The 22,394-nt window shown below is 63.9% G+C and carries 18 protein-coding genes and 1 pseudogene; 12 read left to right on the top strand and 7 right to left on the bottom strand.

The window, feature by feature from the left end:
• The first annotated feature begins 161 nt into the window (after nt 1–161).
• Nucleotides 162–1,175: a Gfo/Idh/MocA family oxidoreductase gene (locus HPY44_01630; protein NSW54688.1), complete on the top strand. Its 1,014-nt coding sequence runs from the start codon at nt 162–164 to the stop codon at nt 1,173–1,175.
• Nucleotides 1,176–1,533: 358 nt separating this feature from the next.
• Here the strand turns inward: HPY44_01630 and HPY44_01625 are convergent, their stop codons facing one another.
• From HPY44_01625 to HPY44_01615, 3 genes are read right to left on the bottom strand one after another with little or no spacing between them, the layout of a single operon-like run.
• Nucleotides 1,534–2,787 carry an exo-alpha-sialidase gene (locus HPY44_01625; GenBank protein NSW54687.1) on the bottom strand — a complete coding sequence of 418 codons (1,254 nt, stop codon included), beginning with the start codon at nt 2,785–2,787 and terminating at the stop codon, nt 1,534–1,536.
• A 53-nt stretch (nt 2,788–2,840) separates the two neighbouring features.
• Nucleotides 2,841–3,671, bottom strand: coding sequence for a class I SAM-dependent methyltransferase (locus tag HPY44_01620; GenBank protein NSW54686.1), 831 nt, complete (start codon nt 3,669–3,671; stop codon nt 2,841–2,843).
• Between the two features lie 45 nt (nt 3,672–3,716).
• Nucleotides 3,717–5,597, bottom strand: a complete 1,881-nt coding sequence (locus HPY44_01615; protein NSW54685.1) for an exo-alpha-sialidase — start codon at nt 5,595–5,597, stop codon at nt 3,717–3,719.
• A gap of 353 nt (nt 5,598–5,950) precedes the next feature.
• Between HPY44_01615 and HPY44_01610 the strand changes: the two genes are divergently transcribed.
• Together HPY44_01610 and HPY44_01605 are read left to right on the top strand one after the other, a co-directional pair.
• Nucleotides 5,951–7,378, top strand: a complete 1,428-nt coding sequence (locus tag HPY44_01610; GenBank protein ID NSW54684.1) for an alpha-L-fucosidase — start codon at nt 5,951–5,953, stop codon at nt 7,376–7,378.
• Nucleotides 7,379–7,449: 71 nt separating this feature from the next.
• The gene (locus HPY44_01605; protein NSW54683.1) at nt 7,450–8,886 is read left to right on the top strand and encodes a polysaccharide deacetylase family protein; all 1,437 of its coding nucleotides are present in this window, start codon (nt 7,450–7,452) and stop codon (nt 8,884–8,886) included.
• Here the strand turns inward: HPY44_01605 and HPY44_01600 are convergent, their stop codons facing one another.
• The 4 genes and pseudogenes from HPY44_01600 to HPY44_01585 all read right to left on the bottom strand — a co-directional run bounded on the left by HPY44_01600 (nt 8,887) and on the right by HPY44_01585 (nt 12,939).
• Nucleotides 8,887–9,867 carry a hypothetical protein gene (locus HPY44_01600; protein ID NSW54682.1) on the bottom strand — a complete coding sequence of 327 codons (981 nt, stop codon included), beginning with the start codon at nt 9,865–9,867 and terminating at the stop codon, nt 8,887–8,889. It abuts the gene before it with no gap.
• Nucleotides 9,868–10,565: 698 nt separating this feature from the next.
• Nucleotides 10,566–10,751: pseudogene (locus tag HPY44_01595) on the bottom strand (prepilin-type N-terminal cleavage/methylation domain-containing protein).
• Between the two features lie 167 nt (nt 10,752–10,918).
• Complete coding sequence (locus HPY44_01590; GenBank protein ID NSW54681.1) at nt 10,919–11,575, bottom strand: DUF1559 domain-containing protein; 657 nt, start codon at nt 11,573–11,575, stop codon at nt 10,919–10,921.
• 149 nt (nt 11,576–11,724) lie between these two features.
• The gene (locus HPY44_01585; GenBank protein ID NSW54680.1) at nt 11,725–12,939 is read right to left on the bottom strand and encodes a cellulase family glycosylhydrolase; all 1,215 of its coding nucleotides are present in this window, start codon (nt 12,937–12,939) and stop codon (nt 11,725–11,727) included.
• A 198-nt stretch (nt 12,940–13,137) separates the two neighbouring features.
• Between HPY44_01585 and HPY44_01580 the strand changes: the two genes are divergently transcribed.
• From HPY44_01580 to HPY44_01540, 9 genes are all read left to right on the top strand, one after another.
• A complete protein-coding gene (locus HPY44_01580; protein NSW54679.1) occupies nt 13,138–14,838 on the top strand; it encodes a hypothetical protein in 1,701 nt (566 codons plus the stop codon).
• A gap of 32 nt (nt 14,839–14,870) precedes the next feature.
• Entirely contained in the window at nt 14,871–15,449 is a 579-nt protein-coding gene (pyrE, locus tag HPY44_01575) for an orotate phosphoribosyltransferase (GenBank protein ID NSW54678.1), read from the top strand.
• Between the two features lie 116 nt (nt 15,450–15,565).
• Nucleotides 15,566–15,982 carry a dihydroneopterin aldolase gene (folB, locus tag HPY44_01570; GenBank protein NSW54677.1) on the top strand — a complete coding sequence of 139 codons (417 nt, stop codon included), beginning with the start codon at nt 15,566–15,568 and terminating at the stop codon, nt 15,980–15,982.
• Nucleotides 15,975–17,114, top strand: a complete 1,140-nt coding sequence (locus HPY44_01565) for a PD40 domain-containing protein (GenBank protein NSW54676.1) — start codon at nt 15,975–15,977, stop codon at nt 17,112–17,114. Before folB ends, HPY44_01565 begins: the two co-directional genes overlap by 8 nt.
• 87 nt (nt 17,115–17,201) lie before the next feature.
• Complete coding sequence (locus HPY44_01560) at nt 17,202–18,578, top strand: hypothetical protein (protein NSW54675.1); 1,377 nt, start codon at nt 17,202–17,204, stop codon at nt 18,576–18,578.
• A gap of 90 nt (nt 18,579–18,668) precedes the next feature.
• Nucleotides 18,669–19,385 (top strand): amidohydrolase family protein, encoded by a 717-nt coding sequence (locus HPY44_01555; GenBank protein NSW54674.1) that lies wholly within the window; start codon nt 18,669–18,671, stop codon nt 19,383–19,385.
• 44 nt (nt 19,386–19,429) lie between these two features.
• A complete protein-coding gene (locus HPY44_01550) occupies nt 19,430–20,056 on the top strand; it encodes a cyclodeaminase/cyclohydrolase family protein (GenBank protein NSW54673.1) in 627 nt (208 codons plus the stop codon).
• Nucleotides 20,057–20,105: 49 nt separating this feature from the next.
• Nucleotides 20,106–21,404, top strand: a complete 1,299-nt coding sequence (locus tag HPY44_01545; GenBank protein NSW54672.1) for an orotidine 5'-phosphate decarboxylase — start codon at nt 20,106–20,108, stop codon at nt 21,402–21,404.
• The gene (locus tag HPY44_01540) at nt 21,401–22,375 is read left to right on the top strand and encodes a 2-dehydropantoate 2-reductase (protein ID NSW54671.1); all 975 of its coding nucleotides are present in this window, start codon (nt 21,401–21,403) and stop codon (nt 22,373–22,375) included. The genes HPY44_01545 and HPY44_01540 overlap by 4 nt, the downstream gene beginning before the upstream one ends.
• Nucleotides 22,376–22,394: the final 19 nt, after the last annotated feature.

Raw genomic sequence — 22,394 nt, 5'->3', positions numbered from 1 at the left:
CCACGTGTGTTCTGAGAAAGCAGTTCCCTGCTGACGCCCGTTCTCCTTGCACGTTCTCCCGGGATTCTTTGGCCCGGGCAGTGACCCTGCGAAGGACCTATCGCGGCAAAGGAGAAACCTAGGGTGAGGGCGATGACGGTTGCGTCCTGGAGGTGCGCAGGATGGATAAGGTCAGAATCGGCGTTGTAGGTGGCGCCGCCGGGATCGGCCTGGGGAGCCATCTCCCGGCAATCGATGCACTGACACAGGCGGAACTGGTGGCGGTCTGTGATGTGAACGAGGAGGGTCTGCGGGAGGTTTCGGCCCGTTATGGCGTGGCGACGTACACCGACCTGGACAGCATGTTGAGTCGGGATGACATCGACCTGCTGGACATCGCGTCGCCCGATCACCTGCACGCAAGCCACACCATCGCGGCAGCGAAGGCAGGCAAGCATGTGCTGTGCGAGAAGCCCATGGCGCTGAGCCTGGACGATGCCCGGGCGATGAAGGAAGCTGTGGCAGCACAGGGCGTGAAGTTCATGGTGGCTCAGTGCATGCGCTGGTTGCCGGAATGCATAAGCTTCAAGGAGGCTTGCGGTCGTATCGGCCCGGCGGTCTTCGGCGTGTACCATGTCAAGGGCCGGTTCTACTCATATCCCGCCAACAGCCCGTACCGAAAGAAAAACTCCCTTGGGCAGTTCGTCCACAACGGGATGCATTACGTGGACTTCTTGTCGTGGTGCATGGACAGCTTGCCGGCGCGAGTGCATGCCCGCAGCCTCAGCCACTACCCCACCGAAGACCGCCTGGAGACGGACAACTACCTCCTCGCGATGGTGACCATGGAGAGCGGCGCCACGGCGTTGTATGAGCTGAACCTGTTGCTCATCGACCCTCCGGGCTATCCGGGGGAGACGTGGTGGAGTGTGATCGGCACCCAGGGCACCGCGGATTGGGGACGCAAGGGATCGCGCAATCTGGAAATGTTCAGTCGTACGGGCATGAGCCACCCCCGGCCCGGCGTTGCGGGTACTGACCGGGATTCATTCCGGGGCGAAATCGGCCACATGTGCGATTGCATCATACGCGACGAGCCACCGTGCATCCCCATCGACTGGTCGATTCGGGTCCTCGCCACATGCCTGGGCGCGGTGGAATCGGCGGAAACGGGGAACGTGGTGGAGCTGGCGTAGCGCGAGACTTCCGTCCGGTCGTCTGCCGTCTGTAGGCGCGGGCTCGTACCGCGCCGGCAGTTGCCCTTGGGTCGCGTCGGGCGGGCGTCTCGCCCGCCAGCCCTTGCCATCGTCCGTCGCAGCGTCACACCACGCCCTGCGAGGTGTGCTGGGCGCGGAAGCACTGTTTCGGCTTCGCCGGAAGCAGTGGCACCCGGAACCCGCCGTGTGTCGCTGACCGTTCGCCTCTGCCGTTGAGCCCCGCAAGGGCGGCACCACTTTGCCGCCGGCGTGAGCTGGTGGAACAGGGGCTGACCTCGATCCCACATCAGCCCCCGAAGGGGCGGCAGAATCCCGAATCGCGTACCCTCGGCGCCCTCTACTCCCCCACTCCCACCCGCCATTGCCAGGGCGTGCTCGCGGTGTAGCCCGGGGCGTAACGCGCCCCGCTGATGATGATGTCCCCGCTGGGCCGATCCTCGAAGGCCCACCAGTGGGACAGGTTCAGCCCACTCTCTTCAGGCTTCTTCGTGTCCACCACCAGCACGCTGTCGCGGATGAGACAGAGGGTCTCCGGGTCCACTTCGCCGATGACCAGCGGGTAGCGCGGGTCATTGCCTCGAGGGTTGGTCTCGCAGATATTCCCGAGCCAGAAGTACCGGCCGCTTGAATGCTTCAGCAACTGGGACATGCTGGAAGGCGAATGGAAGGCCTGACCGTCGTCGTAGGTCCAGGGCTGGGGCGCGGTCCAAGTGTAGCCGCCGTCTTCGGAGACCGAGAACCAACGGTAGCCCGGGATCTTGTACTCCGGGTCCTTCGCGCCGCCGTTGCTCCCACGCATGACGCAAAGCAAGCGACCGTCGGGCATCTCAGCCACAGTGGGCTCGATCATCCCCCGCGTGGAACGTGTGGGGTCAGCTTCGATAGGGCGACCGATCTCCCAGTCCAGGCGGTTGTTCTCGGTCCAGGTGCCTATGACCATGATCACGTCGGTATACGTGAACCCTCCCCCGGGGGACCAGAGCCTCCCGTCCGGCCCGAGCTTGCACGCCTGTGCGGGAATGATGATCTTCCCGGCGCGGGTGCGGATGAGTTGGGAGCCCACATCACCCATGAAAATGCCGTTCTTGCCGTAGAAGACACCCTGAAACGGGTTATCAGACGTGTAACCCCTCTGGATGATCTGGTCATCGAACAGGTACGTCCGGCCGCCGTCGGTGGACACCCGGTAGCGCAGGTAATAGGTCTCAAGGGCGACGGGCGGCTCAACGATTTTCGGGTCCAGTCCGGGAGTGTCCATCGAGGGCACCACGCGCACGATGTTCCCGTTGGACCAGTCCACGAAAATCGGGAAGCTCTCGCGGCGGTAGCCGTGGGGCAGGTTGGCGTCGAAAGCCGGGCTGTCCGCCCAGGTCTCCCAGGTGACGCCATTGTCCGGCGAGTACCCTCCAAGGCGCACCATCTCCAGCCCGGTGGGCTTCAGGTACGTCGCGTACATGAGCGACGGGTTCGCACGCTCGCTGCTTTCTTTCAGTGTGAGCTTCACAGGCCGTGGCAAGTCCTGGGCTCCAGCGGGGGCCCAGATGACTGCGACAGGTAGCGCCAGTGCCATTGCGATGATACGCCCGTGCATGGTGCGTCCTCCAGGGATGGCTCGGTATCGGCGGCGCAGCGGCGATGCCGGCGTCATGCTCTTTCCGCGAGAGCACAGTACCAGCGCGGGTTTCCGAATATCCGCCGCAACCTCTGGTTGAGAGTGCGCCGGGCCACGTAGTAGGTGTTGTACAACGCCCCTCGGTCCGCGAGCGGAAAGACCGGCTGCGATGGGAACCTTTCTCCCGTGATCCTCCAGCCGGCATTATCCAGCAGCTTGCGACAGTCGCTCAGGCTGAAACGGTGGATATGGCCGAAGTTCTCGCGCCACGGCCGCAGTCTTCCACCGAGGGGGATCTTCACGAACAGCCTTCGGGCGACGCGCCGGGCTTCGGCGAAAAGCCGGTCGGGCTCCACCACGTGTTCGACGATATCCACGGCCAGCATGAGGTCGAAGGCATCGTCACGAATCGGCAGACACAAGGCATTGGCCCGCAACCAACCGGCCTGGAGCCCTTCCGGAACGGGATTCGCCGCCCCGGCGCGCAGAATCGGCCCCGACCAGTCCACGCCGACGAGACACCGGGCGTGGGTGAGCTCCGCCGCAGACCGCGCGATCTCCCCCATCCCGCAGCCCACGTCCAGCACTGACTGCGCACCGGCGCCGCCGAGAAGCGCCGCGAGTTGCTCCACCTTCCAGGAAGTCAGGCGCAGATTGCAGCCCGGGTGTTCGTTCTCGTAGTACTCGAGAAGCGTCTGTTCCTCCTCGCCACGAACAAGGTCACCGAAATCCGCGATGCCATCGCGCAGTGGGTACATTGCCCCGCATGTGGCGCATAGCAGGGCGCTGCTGCCGTCGGAGAGCACGCCGCCGTCCTTCGGGCATTGTAGGAATTGCAGGATTGTCTCAGGCAGTGCTGTCACTGGTTTCCGGCTCCCCAGTATCGGGATTGGCTCGTCTCCGCCCCGTCAGTTGCGTGGCGCACCGGCCAGCCTTTCAACTCGCACCCGCACGGTGCGAAGGTGGTTCTCTCGCTTGCCCGTCTCCGGGTTTAGGCGATCCATCGCCCCATACCCCACGAGCAGCACGCCGGGCTCGACCTCGCACACAGCCGTGTAGCCCGAATAGCGCTCGGCGTCGATGCTCACCGCGTCCGACCAGGTATGGCCGTTGTCAGTGCTGAAAAGCAGCCAAGCTCCGGGCCTGCCGGTGCTGCACACCAACGTCCCGTCCGACATCACACACAGGTCCGGGTCCACTCCCTCGAAGCCCGTGCGCTCAGGCTCGCTCCATGTCAGCCCTCCATCCGTTGACCGTGAGACACACAGGGGATTGTCCTGGTGGTACCCGCGGTTGTTGCCGCCGGTTCGCAGCAGGCAGAGCAATTCGCCGTTGGGCAGGAGGCGCATGACAGGCTCGCAGTAACCCTCGGTGCCGATTGCCGGGTCATACCCCACGGTGGTAACGATTTCCCAGGTCCTGCCGGTGTCGTCGGAGCGCATGAGCCAGGTCCGGTAGCGGAAGGAACCGGGCTGCCCAGGAACCGGCGATTCGTCGCCCTTGAACCAGCCGTACATAGTCATCAGCAGGTGACCTTCAGGCATCTCCACCGGCTGGCCCCAGAAGATCGGGCCAGGCGCGAATGAGTGCCCTATTCCGCTGGTCGCATTGGGCACGTGAACGTCACAGGCGCTCTGCACCTGGGTCCTGCCGCCGTCCTCAGATACGAAGAGCGCCCCGCGGAACCAGCCGTCTCGCCCTTCGATGGGCGCGGTACGGGCTGCCAGGCCGATGATTCGCCCGTCACGCAGCTGCGTGGCCATCGGGGGACTCGCGCGTCCCGGCTCGTGCTGCCAGGTGACTCCGCCGTCCTTCGTGATGCAGTCATATGCGAGCACAGTGCCATCCGTAAGGCGGCAGAAGGTGTCAAAATGCGTGCCTGACCGCAGGAACTGGTCGTGTTCAAGGCTGCAGGCGAACTTCGGCTGATCCGGGGAGACGGTGACCGCGAAGTCTCGGTAGTCCTTGAGGTCGCGCGGAGCGAAAGCCGCAGCAACCACCGCCGTGAGATTCCACACGCCGGGCAACCAGCCGTCCGTGGGAATACGCACAGCCCAGGAGCCCGTTTCGGAGTCCTCATCCAACGGCCCGTTGTCCTTGATCGCGTGGGGCTCACCGGGCACGAGATACGCCAGCTTCTCGGCCGAAACCCACTCGAAGCCGGGCGGGCACTCCTCTGGCCCAACGGTGTACGGTACGGTGAGCACGAACCAGACGTCATCCACGCCCTTCGTCTCAATGCCCACGCGGACCACGACCGGCTCGCCGCTCTTCACGGTGGCAGGTTCGATGCTGAAGTCAGTGATCCGTAGCTTCAGATTCTCCAGGAACCCCGTGTCCGGCTGCACAACTTTGCCGTCACGCACCACAACCCGCAGGATGCGCGTATCCTGGATGTAGGCGCCCTCGCCGGGCCGATTGCAGGCGAAGAACATGAAGCGGTAATCCCCGTCAGGCCAGTTGGAGATGTCCATCTCCGCCGTCACGGAGCCATCAGCGGGATCAAGATCCCCGCGCCGGTTGTCCAGTAGAAGATACCAGTCCGGGTCGTCGTCCGCCGCCAGGGCGAGAAATGCGAAGTCCCCCCGCTGTCGCAAGCCCGGGAGGTTCACTCCCCCTTTGGTCAACGTCCGCAGGCCGTAACTCTGGACATCCACCCCCTCTCCCGCGGCTGATGCTGTGATCCGCACCGTATGGTCATCCGGGAAGCTGACATCCGCGTTACGAAACTCGATGGTTGGCGCCGCCCATACGACCGTGGCAAGAGTGATCAGCAGTGCGATGGTCATGCGACCGCATCCCTCCGGTCCGGCGGTTTCCTGGAACGAGACCATTCGCCGCGCCAGGCTCGGTCACCTTGCAGAGCAGATGGAATGCGCCGCGCCGGCAGTGCGCACAAGAGTTGGACAGGGCGTCACTTCACAGCCTGCGGAGCAGGCAGGCTGTGAGCCCAGGGAGCGAGTCTTTTCGTTGGGGGAGACAGTCTGGGAGAGTGGTCGCGCCCCCACCGGGGCGTACCTGGCTGTCTGCGCGGAATGTACCCTCTCGCCCGCCTCTGTCCTCTGTCTTCCTTGGAGACTGCACCATCGCCTATAATGCACTGTCGGTCGGACGTGCCCATGCCTGCGGGGAGGAATTCACCATGCGTCGCGTCAACATCATCGCTGTCCTCGCCTGCTTTGCCGGACTGCTCATCTCACCCACAAAGGCTGATCCCATGAACCCGAACACCGACTGGTTCCAGAAGGCAGGCTGTGGGGTGTTCGTTCACTATCTCGTGGGCCTGCAGAATAGCGCCGGCTCCCTGCACAGCTTCGGCAAGGAGACATCGTGGGACGAGTGCGTGCGCGAGTTCGACACCGAGCGCTTCGCCGACACAATGGCCGAAGTCGGCGCGGGATACGTGATCTTCACGATGCTTCAGGTCACGCGCCACCTGATCGCCCCGAACGCCACCTTCGATGAGATCACCGGCTACAAGCCGGGAGAGGCATGCGCCACCCGGGACCTGGTGGAGGATCTCTACGCCTCTCTGCGCAAGCGCGGGATCCCGCTGATGCTCTACTGGACCGGTGACGGGCCGCGAGCCGATCCGCAGGGCGCGAAGGCTTTCGGCTGGCAGCAGCCGGTCACCATGGAGTTCGTCGAGAAATGGGCCAGTGTAGCGCGCGAGTACGGCGAGCGCTACGGAGACAAGGTAGTGGGCTGGTGGGTGGACGGCGCGTATCCCTTCATCGGGTATGACGACGAGAAGCTGGCGGTCTTCGCGGACGCACTCAAGGCCGGCAATCCCAACCGGATCATCGCCTTCAACCGCGGCGTGGACCCGGTCGTCATGTCTTATACGAAGCATGAGGACTACACCTGCGGCGAGCAGAACTCCTTCTTCGACATGCCCTCAAGCCGCTGGTTGGACGGCGAACAGTGGCATATTCTGTCCTTCCTCGGCCCAAGCTGGGGCCAGCCGGGAACCAAGTACTCCAAGCAGGAACTGGCGGACTATGTGTTCGAGGTGGTGCGGCGCGGCGGCGTGGTGTCCATTGATGTCATGCTGTTCCGCGACGGCTCGCTGGACCAGTCGCAGATCGAAATGCTCAAGGCTGTGCGCCGCGAACTGAACACCGGTGTCGCCAAGCCGCCGATCCCGCCCGGAAATATTGCATACCGCAAGCAGTCGCTGCTGCTGAGTCTCGACGGGACCCATGAACTGCTTGTGAACGGCGGCACAGCCTTCCCGCGTCTGGGCGTGGACGGCAACTTGCGCACGGTAGCCCTCGCAGGCGGCGAATGGCCCTGGACATACGAAGTCGACCTTGTGGACACCGTCCCCGTTCGCCGGATCAAAATCACTTTCGGTAGTGGGTACGCCACACAGTTCGACTTCCAGCTGTCCGCGGACCGGCGAAACTGGCAGACCGTTGCTGCGAAATCCGATCACGACGGCTCGCCATTCGAAGCCACCTTCGAGCCGGTTACCGCGCGCTACGTCCGCGTGCGCTCCATCAAGCCAGACGGCCCCAACCAGCCCGGAGCGCAGATGTCCGTCGCCGAACTGGAGGTCTACCAGTGAATTGGAGTTCCAAACACAGAAGGCGCAGCACTTTCGGTGCGTGGCTGTGTCTCGCGATTGGGATGGCGTTGATGTCCAGGCTAGTCTTCGCCGAACCCGTGAGCATTCCTATCCGAACCTACATGCAGACGGTAACCCTGACTTTCGCCTCCGAGCAGGACGCCCGGGAAGCAATGGGCGCGCACGAGGAGACGCTGCGATTCGCGCAGGTCTATGACGACCGCAGATGGGCGCTGTCGGCGCGATGGGACGACAACCAGCCCAATAGCCTGAACATGCGCGAACACATGGCGAAGTTCGGCCTCAAGGGCACCTTCTATCTGAACAAGACCGATGATCAGGGCCGGTACGGGAGGGACTTTGCCCTGCGGCTCATGCAGGACGGGTTCTCCATCGGCGGGCATACCCAGAGCCACCCGAAGCTGCCGGAAGTGGCGCCCAATGTGGCGTTCTGGGAGATCATGGCCAACCGCATCGAGCGCGAAGCGCAGGTCGACGGGCCCATGAACTCCTTCGCTTTCCCCTTCGGCCAGTACAAGAGCGACGCGAACCCGCTGGCATTCGAAGCAACCACGCTGGCGCTGCAGCGCTCGGGCTACCACCACAGCGTGTATCTCGACTTCGCCCGGAAGAACCCCTTCCTGGCTGAGGGTGAGTTCTCCACGGTCCTGCAGGTCGTTCCGGGCGACCGGGTGGTGGATGCCGACACCTTTCGCGAGCGCCTGAATAAGGTCTTCCAGTTCGAGAGCGCCTACGCGCAGTCGTCCCGGTGCATATCGCTGGGTGTCCACGCCTGGCAGCCGGCTGAAGAGTTGAACAAGCTGGATACGCTTCTGGCTGAACTGAGTGGAAAATCCGACTGGTGGTACTGCAATCAGAACGAATATGCCGCCTATCACCGCCAGGTACGCAGTGCGCGGCTTGAGCCGGTTCCAGGAGCTCAGGACGGGCGGGTGCGACGGTTCATCCTGCACCGCCCGGAGCCGGCGGAACTGGGCGACAATGTGCCGCTAACGTGGGTGATCAAGGACGTTGGGTTGGTCAGTTGCGTCGTGGACGGCCGGCCCGTGGCAGTCCGTCAAGCTGACGGACGGTGCGTGGTGAACCTGCCCCATTCCCAGGGCCACGGTGTGCCAACTCGGGTGGACCACGTGACAAGCCCGGCGGATCCCGATCAGTTCGCTACACCCGCAGAATTCCCAGGTCTCGCGGTGCGTCTCAACCCGCAGCCCGAGGACAGCCGGGTTACTCTTTCCCTGAAAACGAACCCGGACACCCCCCTTGGGAATGTCCGCGTAACCTTCCGTCTGCCTATGCAGTACCGCGAGGGCGTGCTTGCCGCCGACCCGGGGGACGTGGTGGCGGGAACAACCGTCGTCGCGCAGGCTGACCTGCCGCCGGTTCGTGAGGACCCGGCGTGGAGCCAAGGAGCGCCTTACTGGGTGGCCGAGGTGGACTTCGTATCGCTGCAAGGCCCCGGCCGCATCTTCGTCACCATCGGCCCTTGATCAGTCCCGCTCTGGGTAAGGCAGCGTTCCATCCACAACCACGGACCCGTCTTCCGCGTAACTCACCGCGTAGGGCCACGAAATCCTGCCCTGCGCGGTGACGATCATCGCCTCGCGTCCGCCCGGGCCGGGAAGCACTTTGGCAATGTACCACCACGGCGCGCCCGGGATATCCAGCTTCCAGTCTCCAGCCGGCCGGTACGGGCCTTCGAGCCTGTCGCCGACAAAGACCGCGTTGATCCGCGCAGGTATCCGGGTGATGCCCGTCATCTCGCTGTAGACCGCGGGGATACCTTCGTCATGGGCGCCCCCAAAGTACAGATACCACCGGCCGGCATGCTCCCACATCTGGGGCGTCTCCAGGCGCTCGAACCACTTCGGGTAGGCCATCACTGCCGCCGATTCCCAGTTCATCATGTCGCGCGACCGCATGAGGGTGACGCAGCCGGCCTCGGGGACCGGTGCATCCACGTCGCAGGAGTTCAGCGCCATCCAGTACCAGCCGTCCACCGGCTCAGGGTACAGGTACGGATCGGCCAGGAAGACCCAGCGTACCGGCCTGCCACCCCAGTCGGCTTCGTACACCTGGGCGCAGGGAACCACAGGACCGTCGCCGACCTTCTCCCAGCGGAACAGATCGTCGCTCACCGCCATGCCCACCCCGGAGACCTTTGATCCCCGCCCGGTGTACGCCATCCACCACTTGCCGTCGTGCCGGGCGATACTTCCGGTGGCGATGGAGATGTCGTTCCAGCTGCCCCTGATCGGGAACAGCGCCGTGCCGTGGTCTTCCCAATGCCACAGGTCGCGCGAGGTGGCGTGCCCCACGTTGGGGAAGCCGGTGGCCGCATCGCCACCATGCCAGGGCCGCTGGAGGAAGAAAGCGTGGGTGACTTCCCCATCCACCGCGAACCAGTTGTCGTTGGTGTTCATGCCGGGCGGGGCGAACATCGGCGGCAGGTCTCGTGCGCTTGCAGACATCCACAATCCTCCCAGTGCGCCTGTGAAAAGGGTGACAATCAGCAGTTTTCTCAGGTTCCGCACCTCCCGGTACGCCTCTGCGGTCCGTTGGAAGCAGTTCCCCTGTGAGGCCTGCCAAACCTGCCCCAGAAAGAAGTCGGCGGCCGAGACAAAGGGTCCCGGCCGCCGATGTTACGCAGTCTCGTGTTGCCGTCTTAGGAGCCTGAGGTGTCCCACCACTGGTTGTCCGGGTCCCACTTGCGCAGCCACGGGTCCCCGTTGTTCGGAGTGTTGGGCACGCTGGCCGGAACCTTTTCGGCCTTGACGTGGCCGTCCATAAAGGCGAAGTTGCCGAACTCGTTGTGGATGTTGGCGATGCCTGGATCGCAGGCGCGCGTACCCTTGCCGTCGCCGCGGCACCAGGCGGAGAAATGTATCCACGAGCGGCGCATGTCACCGCACAGGATGACTTCCGCCGGGGACGCGATGGAGGAAATCTTCTTGCCGTTCATGTCCGCATACCAATTGCGGGTCGTGTAGGGGTTGAACCCATAGTTGGCCGGGACATACTGCGCATCACCGGTGCCGCCGGGATAGCCGCAACTGCATGCCGTGCTGCCATCCTGCGACGGGCATTGCCAGAGCTGCATGTTCTTGATGTAGGGATTGTAACGGTGGATATAGCTTGACCAGGATGGGCTGGGCCAGCCGTGGGTAAAGCGCTCGTCATAGTCCTGGACGTACATCATGACAGCGACGCCGATCTGCTTCAGGTTGGATTGGCAAGATGCCATGCGGGCTTTCTCACGGGCTCTGGCAAACACTGGAAACAGGATTGCCGCGAGGATCGCAATGATCGCGATGACGACCAACAACTCGATCAGCGTAAAACCATGTTTGCGCATGCAGCCGATCTCCTTTCATGTCGCAAATGTTCTGTACTCCCCCGTGTCTATCATACCCACTCCGCACATATTCCGCAACAGTCGGTTACGATCGTTGCAAGACACAGACCCCGCGCGGTCACGCGCGGGGTCTGTGTTGATGGCAGAGCATCGCAATCAGGTATCGATCACGGATCGGGCATGCCGGAGACGCGGCAAAGCTGATTGTGCTGAATACTGTTGGGCTTGCCCCACTTCACATGGCCATCGGCGAAACCCATGTTGCAGCCTTCATTGTGGATCCAGCTTGCCGGCCAGGAACCCGTCTTCCAGGCATTGAAGTCGCCATTGTTGTAAGGTCCGAAGCCCATGCAGGTTGCATCACCGAAGATGATGAACTCCGCGGGGCGCTGCAGTCTGGAGAGCTTCTTAAATGAGATCCAGCCCACGTCGCCGCCTGGGCCCTCGATGGGGGTCCAGGACCAGGTGTAGCCGATGCCGCCGCGGGTGCGCTCTTCGCACGAGCCCGGATTGACTATGTTGTCGTACGAAGGACATTCCCACAGTTGCCGGTTCTTGACGTAGGGCATGAGGAAACTTGCTGTCCACAGACGGGAATGACCGCCGGCGCCGTTTACGCTTGCATTACTTGGTACGGCGCGCTCATCGTAGTCCTGGGCGTACATCTGCCATGCCGTGCAGATCTGCTTGATGTTCGAGGAACAACTGGCCTGTCGCGCCTTTTCTCTAGCTCTGGCGAACACGGGGAACAGAATGGCCGCCAGGATCGCGATGATCGCGATAACAACAAGCAACTCGATCAGGGTGAAACCGTGCCTGCGCATACGACCGATCTCCTTTCGCCACAGAGGATTTGGTGAGACAAGACGTTTTTTCGACAGACACACAGATTTCACCTTCATGGCTTTCAGCTTTTCTTCGGGAAGATTTTCCAGGATCATCCCGGCGCCTGCTGGGGGGCCTGACGGCGCGCTCAGAGCCCCGCGTGATCCTGGTTGAACCGCTGAACGCGTTCCATCAGGAGCGGCTGGGCCGCACCCTCGGGGATGTTGAAGTCCTTGTCCTGCCATGGAAAATGCCAGACCCACAGCGCCGCCAGCGCGACATTCTCCTCCTCAAGGACATCGATTGCGGCGCGCACCCATTTCGCTTCCGGGTCGTCGGGCAGGTTGGGGTTAGTCTGCCCCAGTTCGCCGATGAACACCGGCGCCTGCGCGGCATGGATCGCCCGGACCCGGCAGCGCAGGAAGTCCAGGGGTGATAGCCCGCCCACCTTCTCCGTTGACGTGAAGTTCCCGTAGACGTGGATGCTGAACACGTCCAGGGGCTCCGGCTGGCTCTCCAGCAGGTTGGAAAGATGCTCGCGGATCGTGTCATTGCGCCACTTGAAATGGGGAAAGGTGAGCCGCCGGCACATGCTCTCCGCGCGCGGCCCGGCATCGCCGCTGGTGACGAGGTGGTTCGGGTCCAGGCGCTTGATGAACGCGGTCATGTCGCGATACAGTTGCAGGATCATCTCGAACCGCAGGCTGTCGTCCATGCTGTAACGTTCTCGGATGCCTTCGGTGCCCTCGGGGTAAACGCCCTTCGGCAGAGCCGGGCGACCTTCCATCTCCACATCGGAACGCAGGAACACCTCATTCTCAAGCTCCCACATGAGCACGGTGGGATCGTCCCTATAGCGGGTGACGAACTCCTCCACGTAGCCATAGGTGGCCGCGTAGGTCTTCGAATCCGGGTCCAGCACCGCCGTCACCAGTTCCCGGCAGTCCGCGTGCCATTTCAGGATATTGAGCGACGGCACCAGCTTCACGTTATGCTCCCTGCACAGCGCGAAGAGCTCGTCCATCTGTCGCCAGTACTCCGCGCGGTCTTTCAGGTACAGCTCCGCGGTGCCCTTCGGGTAACCGGGGCCGCCGAAAAACCGAATGAAGGCGATCCTGTTACGCTGCGCGTCCAGGATTGCCTCGACGATGGCCTCGCGCATCTTCTCACGAGAGCCGTATATCTCGCGCCAATGGTGCCAGGTGCCGTTGTAGCCCTGGGACAAGTGCGGCACGTTCACACCAATGGCCCGATACTCGCGCCCATCCAGCATGAGCTTGCCGTCTTCAAGGGTCACGAAGCCCTGCGCAGCGGCGCCACAGGCGATTGCGAGCAGTACGGCTGCGATGGTAATCGTGTACATTTGGCCGGCTCCCTTCGCGGGTATCCTTGATCGCGCCAGACGCTCCTTGATCGTATTGCCCGTGCGGCGCTCGAATTGACGCTGAGAACAGCGCTGTGCTACACTCCTCACGGGAGCGAAGTGGCCGTTCAGAGCCCCTGGAAAGCGATGATTGTGATGACCAGGATGCCCCGTCTGCTGCCGTGGATTCTCTGTACGATGTCCCTGGCGACAGTAGCCTGGGGCCAGCCCCTGCCTCCCCCGCCGGCAGTTCCCGGACAGCCAGCCCAGACCCCGGGCGGACCAGCGCTGCCGGCCGGTCCGGCACCCGTCTCCGGGCAAGCTGGAGCGGACCTCATCTGGCGTGACGTGACCATCCTCACAGTAGTCTCCGACCTGGGTCTGACCTCGCAACAGGTCGCCGCGATCGTGCCCCAACTCGAACAACTCCAGGCGCAGGTCTCCGCGCGCCGCACCACACGCGCGCAGATCTGGCAGCAGAGCTGGCAGGTCATCACCGCCGTTATCAATGCGTGGCTGGCCGGAACGGAGCCCGAAGCCAACGCCCAGGCGCAGGCCATGACCGCCGCATCCCAGGCCCAGACCAGCGACCAGGCGGTTCAGGCGGCCGAACTGGGGGCCCGGGAAGCGTTTCTCGCCCTGCTTGCCCCGGAGCAACTGCAGCTCGTCGAGACTGCCGAGGACGCCGCCCTTCGCCGAGAGGCCACGGCATTCTACGGCGGCGCGCCAAGCCTTGCCGACTACATCGTCCGACAACTCGACGCCCAGCGCACATTGATGCCCGATGAGTACCAGATGATCCGGCAGGCAGCGGCAGCAGTCATCGCGCGCAAGGTCCCTGTCCCGGAAGGCGCCGACACGGCGCAGTTGCATCGGGCGATTCTGGCACTGCTCGACCAGATTTATGGGCTTGCCGATGCCGATTACGCCGCAGCAAGGCCGAGTCTGCCCGACCAGATCCGCCAGTACCTCAAGATCACCGATGATGCGGTGGTGAAACCGGTCCGTTACGAGGACCTCGGGAACTGGTTGCGCGACCCGCGGACCCTGGCCTACCTGAAGATTCTCGGCACAGCCACCGAAGCCCTCCCTCCCGGTGAAGAACCGGCTCCCGACGAACTGCAGAATGCGCTCGAGAGTGCTCGCATCGTTTCGCTGCTGAACGACCTGGGCATCTCGGTGCAGCAGGCCAACCTCCTGCTGGCGATCGCCCAGCAGGCCGCCACCGAAGTGTCCACCAACGATGGGATGAGAATGGACGTCCTCTCGGCGGTCGCGCAGCCGCTGTCCGGGGTGCTGCCCTACCTGGTGGCCGCACGACCCATTACCTCCGAGGCCAACAGGCTGATCGTGGACACTCGCTCCAGATTGGATGCGACGCGTTCAGCCCTGGACGCCGCCATGGTTCCTCTCGTGGAGGCCGTCCGCCGACAGTTGACTGCCCAGCAAGCGTCCTTCGTGGACTGGCGCGTTCCACCCCAGGTCGCAGGTGCAACGGACGCCTTCCAGCAGTTGCGCGAAGCCGAGATGCTCAGTGATGCCGCGGCCCTCGCCGAATCCCTGCGCATGGTGAACCGCCCCGAGTTCTATGGCACCCGCACCGAGCGCACCGAGAAGTTCCTGGAGAAATACATGGAGCCCGAAGGGCCGGGGTTCCAGGCGGCAGTGGAGCGCGTGAAGGAAGAATTGGTCTCAGTCTACCGGATGTCTCGCGAGCAGTGGGACGCGGAGTGGTTCATTGTCGCTTCGCGCATCCTGCAGAGCGCCGGGCTCATCCGCGAATCCGGCTGGCAGCCGTCCGACAAGCCGCTGGACTGGTACGCCATCCGAGACCTTCTCACCGCGCCACAGACCGTGGGCGTCCTGCAGCAAATGGTGCAGCTGCGCGCGAACAACTGAGTTCACCGATACCGACGGAGACCCGATTCACTATGTCTCAGGCAGCGCCTGACATCCAGCAGGTACGTTCCCGCCTCGCGGATATCATCAGAGAGCAATGCCTCGCCTTCGGCGACTTCACCTTGGCGTCCGGCCAGCGCAGTAACTACTTCATTGACGGCAAGCAAGCAACCCTCGACAGCGAGGGGCTCTACTGTCTGGCCCATCTTATTCTTGACGAGATCCGCGATGATGCCATCGACGCGGTGGGGGGCATGACTCTCGGCGCAGACCCCATCGTCGGTGGAACCATTGCCGTCGCGGGATCCCTCGGGATACCCCTGCGCGGGTTCATCGTCCGCAAGGAGCGTAAGGACCGGGGCATGGGCGACCAGGTTGCCGGGCCCTTGCGCGACGGCGACCGGGTGGTCATGCTCGAGGATACCGTGACCACAGGCGGCATGACCCTCAAAGCCATCGAGGCCGTGGAGCGCGAGCGAGACGTGGCAATCGTCAAGGTCATCGCCATGGTTGACCGCCTACAGGGTGCGCGCGAGAACATCGAGAGCGAGGGCTTCGAGTTGGTCTCGCTGTTTACCGTCGAAGAATTGGGCGTCAAACTCGAGGGTTAGCAAGGCCCGCAGACTGCAACCTTTCGGTGCAGCGCCGCAGCCCTGGTGGTCGGTCCCCCCGACCCGTCTTGCCAGGACTTTCCGCAACAGCCTTCCAGCCGGCAGGAGTGGTTCCTTTGCCCGCCAGCGATGACCGTATCCGCATCGTGAACATGAGCTTCTACGGACACCACGGCGTGGACCCCTCGGAACGGGCCTTGGGTGGCCGATTCTCTTTCGACGTGGAACTCGCGCTTGATCTCGCCCCCGCGGGGGAAACCGATGACCTGTCGCGCACCGTGGATTATGGCGCCGTGTACGCGTTGATCGAGCGCATCCAGAGCCGCCGCAAGTTCATGTTGCTGGAGGCTCTGGCGCACAGCACCGCAAGAGCCATTCTGGCCGAGTTCCCTGTGGAACAGGTTACGGTGCGCGTCCGTAAGCACAGCGTGCCACTGGCCGGGCTGATCGACTATACTGAGGTCGAGATCACGCGCAGTCGCGAGGACTTCGACCTGACCGCAGACACATCGGAGGAGCCGGGCGATGGCTAAAGGCGATACCTGGGCGTCCGAGATTCAGGAGTACATCGAGCCGGACACCGGCGTGCGCGTGCGCAGGCTCACGGGCAGCGATGCCCACGATCACCACCTGTACTTTACCGCAACCAGCTTCGCCGCGGGCGGCGAGAGCATCATCTTCGGTTCCGAACGCAGCGGATCGCCCCAGGTGCACATGCTGGAACTGTCTTCGGGAAAGATCGTGCAGCTTACCGACCGCCCGAGAATCAAGGCGCAACTGGGTTGCGTCCACGGCGAGAAACCCATCGCCTACTTCATCACTGACCGCGAAGTGTGTTCCGTGCGCTTGGACACTCTCGAAGAGGACCTGCTGTACACATGTCCCGAGGGGTTCTCGCTGGCGCTGCCCACGATCACCGCCAACGGCAGTCACATCGCCCTTGCGTACTGCGAGCACACGCCCACAAGCACCGACACGGGCGTCATCTACAGCACCATGCACGAGACTTTCTTCCGGCGCCCGGCCTGCGTGATCATGCGGCTTGAGACCGATTCGGGCAAGGCGCTGGCGACGTGGGGCGAGCACGCCTGGATCAGCCACGTGTGTATCCATCCCACCGACCCGGACTTCATCTTGTTCTGCCACGAGGGAAGCTGGGGGCACGTGGAGCAGCGCATGTGGACCGTGCGCGTGGGCGAGACCCCAGCCCAGGCACACAAACTCTACCCGCAGCATAACAATGAGTCCGTGGGGCACGAGTACTTCACGCAGAATGGCGAAGTTGGCTTCCAGTGCACGGTGAAATCTATGGGTGAAACGCTGGCTTTTGACTGCTTCATCCGGCCGGATGGCACCTGGATCCGCCAGTTCTTGTGGCCGGGAGGACGCCGAGCCTCTCATATTCAGAGTAACAGCGACAACACTCTGGTGGTAGGCGATGGCGCGTTCTTCGGCCCTGAAGACACCGACGGTGGCAACTGGATGGGGCTGATCACCCACGAGGAGGGCTACTGCCGGGTGCGCCGTCTGTGCCGCCACGATACCTCCTGGAAGACCCAGATCAGCCACCCGCACCCCATCTTCTCGCCCGACGACCGCTGGGTGCTCTTCACTTCGGACAAGGGTGGAACATGCAACATTTACATGGCCGAGGTGCCCGGGTAGAGGCGGTTGCGGGCCCTGGCCCGGGGGGTCTCAGACGCTGGTCACTGGACAGGCCGGAACAAACCAACTACCTACAGGAGGGCACCCATGCGCAGCATTACGGTCGTCACATGTTGCGTGCTCTTGGTTGCAGCCTGTCTGCCGCTCTGCGCGCAGCAACAGGGAGCGACCGCCGAAGCCGCAGGACTGGTCCTGCGCACGTTGACCGCTGAGGAATTGGATGTCATAGAGGCCAACTCCGGCTACAGGCTCGGAGTCCAGGTCGTAGAAGTGAAGCCGAACAGCGCGGGGGCAGCGGCGGGGTACAAGCAGGGCGATCTGATTTTCGCGGTGGGCCAGATTGGGGTGGTTACAGCCGAGCAGGCGGTGGCGGCGATTGCGGCGGCTCAAGGCGCGGTTGACTGCGTCTCGGCGGTCATGGTGGACGGCGCGTTCCAGGTGAAGTCTGTGAGCCTGAACCCGCTCCAGGGCGCAACTCAGACACCGGATCAGTATGCGGGCGGCGTCGGTGGGGGAGGCGGCGCTACCGCAGTCGCGGGTGTGCTTGGGGGCGTGGGCGCCATGCCGGCCGGGGACCTGATCGCCGATGCGGTGAACGCCTACTTCGATATCATGGACTTCACCCGGACCGAAGGCTGGGGGCGCAAGGTGGTCACTGCGCCGCAAGATCGGCAGCGCGCCTATGCGGCTATGCTCCAGGCAGCCGCCCAGTTGCCCCAGGAGCAGCTTGCTCAGCTGGCTGCCATTCCCCAAGGCTGGAGACAACTCCAGCAGGATTGGGCCGCGTCCGATGATGCGCGCAAGAATGCTCTGCGTGCCCAGTGGCGAGATCTGTCGCTGTCCCCATCCAACACGTATGCCCCCATCGCCTCGCCCCAACAGTTCACTGCAGACGGGGGCGCCGTGGCTTTCGAGTACCCGGCCAACTGGACCGGGGGCTTCCAGCAGATCCAGGGCGCGACCCTTCTGTTCCTTGGTCCCAATGGCGCGGAGGCGTCGTGGGAAAGCGTGCTGGACGCCCCGCGCAGTCCCGTAGGCGTTCTCTTCGCGCTTCTCGACGTGCCCCAGGAAATGCAGGGCCAGACCTATGTGCAGGCGGCGCGGGTCATCGCCCAGCAGCTCATGCCAAATGCCATCGCGGGTTTCCGGGAGGTCGAAGCGCTGCCTATCGGCGATGCGGGAGCGATCATCACGCTCCTCGGCAAGTTCCCGGGGGCCACGGAAGACCATTTCTTCTGGATCGCCGTGAGCGGCTTCGGCTCCGGGAAAGTGTTCGTCGCCCGTTTCGGCGGCCCGTTCTCGCAGGCCGAGACACTGCTGCCCATTTACCGGCACATCGCCGCGACCATGTCCCTGAACCCGCCTCAACCGGAAGGGGGCGTAGTCGGCTCTTGGCGCACCGCCTGGGATCGCATCGAGACGGCATCCATCGCAGAAAGCTGGGCAAAGTTCCACGAGAAGTAGCTGCGTGTTCGGGACGCCGCCGTGGTGTGTCGGCCGGCGACCAGCGATGACTGCCTGGGTGCTCTTTGCGCAGGTTCTGGAGACATTCCGATGATCATCGACTGTCATGTTCACGCCAAGGGTGGGGACACATATCGCCGGGAGTTCCCACCGGAGATGATCCTGCGCACTATGGATGAGGCCGGGATAGACAAGTCAGTGGTCTTCTCCATCTGCCTGCCTGGCCGTGAATCCAACAATCTCACCGCCCGGTGCTGCAAGGCCGCGCCGGACCGGCTCATCCCCTTCGCGCATGTCTGGCCCGACGAGGGCACGCAGGCCCTGATCGAGATCGACCGAGCCGTCGAGGTTCTGGGCTGCCGGGGCCTCAAGCTGCATGTTGGGGAGATGCCCGAGCCGTGCGCCGACCCACTGAAGCCCGTCTGCGAGAAGGCGACGCAGGTCGGTATGCCCGTACTCATCGACGTCGCGACCCGGCTGGACATCGCCACAGAACTGGTGGAGAGCGTGCCCGGGATGAAGCTGATCATCGCCCATCTCGGGGCGCCCAACAGCGAAGCCCTGGTTGACCGATTCATCGCCCTGGCGTGGGAGCACCCCAACATCTGGCTGGACAGTTCATACTCGTCCTGCCCGTGGAAGATCGCGGATGCCATCGAACGACTGGGAGCAGACCGAGTGGTCTTCGGCTCCGATGGCCCCATCATCCACCCGGCGATTGAACTGATGAAGATCCGCGTGTGCAATCTGTCGCAAGAGGACTTCGAGAGGGTCACGTGGCGCAATATCGAGGCTCTCATGCTGTAGCGGGGCGCTTCGTAATCCTCCAATCCCGATCCAGGGGGTCTGCCATGCTCACAGGTTACACCGTCCGGGAATACGCAGCGCGCCTTGCTGCCGGGGAGCCCACACCGGGTGGAGGCAGCGCCGCCGCACTGTGTGGCGCGCTTGGGGCTGCGCTGGGAGAGATGGCGGGCAATTTCACCGTGGGCCGCGAGAAGTTCGCGTCCGTGGAGGCAGACGTTCAGGCGATTCTCGGGCGGCTCGAATCCCACCGCCTGGCGCTCCTCGACCTCACCGACGCCGATGCGGATGCCTACGCGCAAGTGGGTGCGGCCTATGCCATGCCTCGGGACACCGACGAGCAGAAGGCCGCGCGCACCGCGGCGATCCAGGAGGCGCTGAAGGCTGCTGCTCAGGTGCCCCTTGCAGCCACAGAGGCCTGCGCGGGGATCATTGCGGACCTGGACGAGCTGCGTCAGAAAGCCAACCCCAATCTCCTCAGCGATGTGGCAGTCGCAGCGGAGTTCGCCCTGGCCGCATTGCGCTGTGCCATGCTCAACGTGGACGTGAACCTGGCCGCAATCAAGGACTCCGGCTGGGTGGCAGAGAAGAGAGAGACCATAGATCAGCTGCTGGCGAGATCTGAACCGGTGGCGCGATCCGTGTTCGACGCTATCGCGGCCGGTCTGCGATAGTCCTGATACCCGTCGGCGGCGGGCGACCGACGCCCAGGGAGCGAGTCACATGGACACATCCTTCCCCGTGCTCCAGCTTGCGCTGGACTTCATCAACCTGGGCCAAGCCATGCGCGCTGCCGAAGAAGCTGTGCAGGCCGGCGATATCTGGCTTGAGGCCGGGACACCGTTGATCAAGAGCGAGGGGCTCAACGCGGTTCGAGCGCTGCGCGAACGGTTCCCCAACCACACGATCATCGCTGACATGAAGATCATGGATGCCGGCCGCACCGAGGTGGAGATCGCGGCACAGGCCGGCGCGAACATCGTCGCCGTGCTGGGTGTGGCTTCCGACTCCACCATCGAGGAGTGCGTGCAAGCCGGACAGCGATACGGTGCCCGCATCATGGTGGACCTCGCCGAAGTTGCAGATCCGGTAGCCCGGGCCGTCAGAGCCCAGGAACTGGGCGTCGGCATCGTCGGCGTCCATTGCCCGATCGATGTGCAAATGCGCGGCGGTGACCCATTCGACACACTCCAGCAGGTTGCGGGCGCGGTAGACCTGCCCATTGCCGTCGCGGGCGGGATCAACTCCGAAACCGCAGCGGCTGCGGTGCAGGCCGGCGCCAGCATCGTGATCGTGGGCGGGGCAATCAACAAAGCTGCAGACGCGACCGAAGCGACCCGCGGCATCCTTCGCGCGATCTCTACCGGGGAGGCCGTGGCCACCGATCTTTTCAAGCGCGCCGGCCCAGAGCAACTGCGGGAGACTTTCAGCCGCGTCACCGCCGCCAATGTATCGGACGCCCAGCACCGTAAGGGCTGGCTGCCGGGCATCCGCCCCATCGACAACTCCATGCGCTGCGTGGGCCCGGCCTTTACCGTCTGGACCTATCCGGGCGACTGGAACAAGCCGGTTCAGGCCATTGACCATGCCCAACCCGGCGACGTGCTGGTGGTGGACGTTCGCGGTGAAGGCCCGGCGGTCTGGGGCGAGGAAGCCACGAAGTCCTGCATCCGGCGAGGGCTTGCAGGAATTGTCATCCACGGCGCCCTGCGAGATAGCGCCGAGATACGCGAATTGGGCTTCCCGGCGTTCTCAACCATCATCTGCCCGGCAGCGGGAGATCCGAAGGGCCTGGGCATGATGGGGGTGCCGCTGAAGATCGGCGAGACGGTTGTCAATCCCGGCGACTGGGTCATCGCAGACGCCGATGGCGTGGTGGTCGTGCCGCGGGATAGAGCTGTCGAGATTGCGAACCGTTCGCTGGCTGTGGTTGAACGCGAGGCCCGGGAAAAAGCCGAGATCATGAAGGGATCGACTCTCGGGAAACTGGCGGAACTAGACAAGTGGGAGCAGAAACGGTGAGCGAGTGCAGCTCACAGCCCGGCCACATCGTGATCGTCGGTCCCGGGGCCATGGGGTGCGGCCTGTCAGCCACACTGAAACAGGCCGGCGCTCACGTTTCTCTCCTGGACCACAGGCCTGAACGCGCGGATCGGCTCGCGGCCACGGGCATCCGGGTCTCCCACGGAGATCACTGGAAGACGGTGCGGGTCCCGGTGACAGCATCCCCCGTGGACCTGGCTCCCGTTGACCTGCTCATCGTCCTGGTCAAAGCTTATTCAACCGACAGCGCGGCGGCCTTCGCGGCACCATGTGTCGGGCCGGAGACGCTGGTCCTCACGCTGCAGAATGGACTGGGTAACTGGGAGGTTCTCGCCCGGTATTTCCCTGCGGGTCAAGTCCTCGCTGGTACCATCGTCATGGGCTGCGCGCTCCGGGACGTGGGAGAAGTGGTCATCTCAGGCACAGGAGCGATCACGCTGGGGTCTGCCGCGGGGCTGCACACGGCGGCGGAGCGCGCCGCTGCCATCCTGCAGCCGTACTGGCCCGACCTGCTGGTGGATGAACACATCGAAGCGGCCCTCTGGCGCAAGGCGATCATCAACGCCGCCGTGAACCCACTTACGGCTCTCACCGGCCTGCCAAACGGCGCGCTTCTCCAGGATGAACTCTTGCGGGAGACGCTGGGCGCCCTTGCCGACGAAGGGAACCGGGTCGCGGAGTTCTGCGGCCTGAGTCCCTTCGCCGGAGTGCGTCCGGAGCAGGCAGCGGAGCAGGTCTGTCACGTCACGAGCATGAACCGATCGTCGATGCTGCAGGATGTCGCCGCGCGGCGTAAGACGGAGATCGACCAGATTTGCGGGGCCATTCTGCGCGCCGCCGAACGCAAGGGCGTGCGGGTGCCCGTGCTGAAGACGGTGACGGGACTGGTCAAGGGGCTCGAGAGAGGGTATAGTCAGCCGGACCGACGCGAAGACAGCCCCGAGACTTGAGGGGCGCGGATACTTCTGA

The organism is Armatimonadota bacterium (genome assembly GCA_013314775.1).
In the GTDB taxonomy this organism is placed as follows: Bacteria; Armatimonadota; Zipacnadia; order Zipacnadales; family JABUFB01; genus JABUFB01.
The sequence above is the reverse complement of the archived record's forward strand: the minus strand, read 5'-3'. Positions and strand labels throughout refer to the sequence as shown.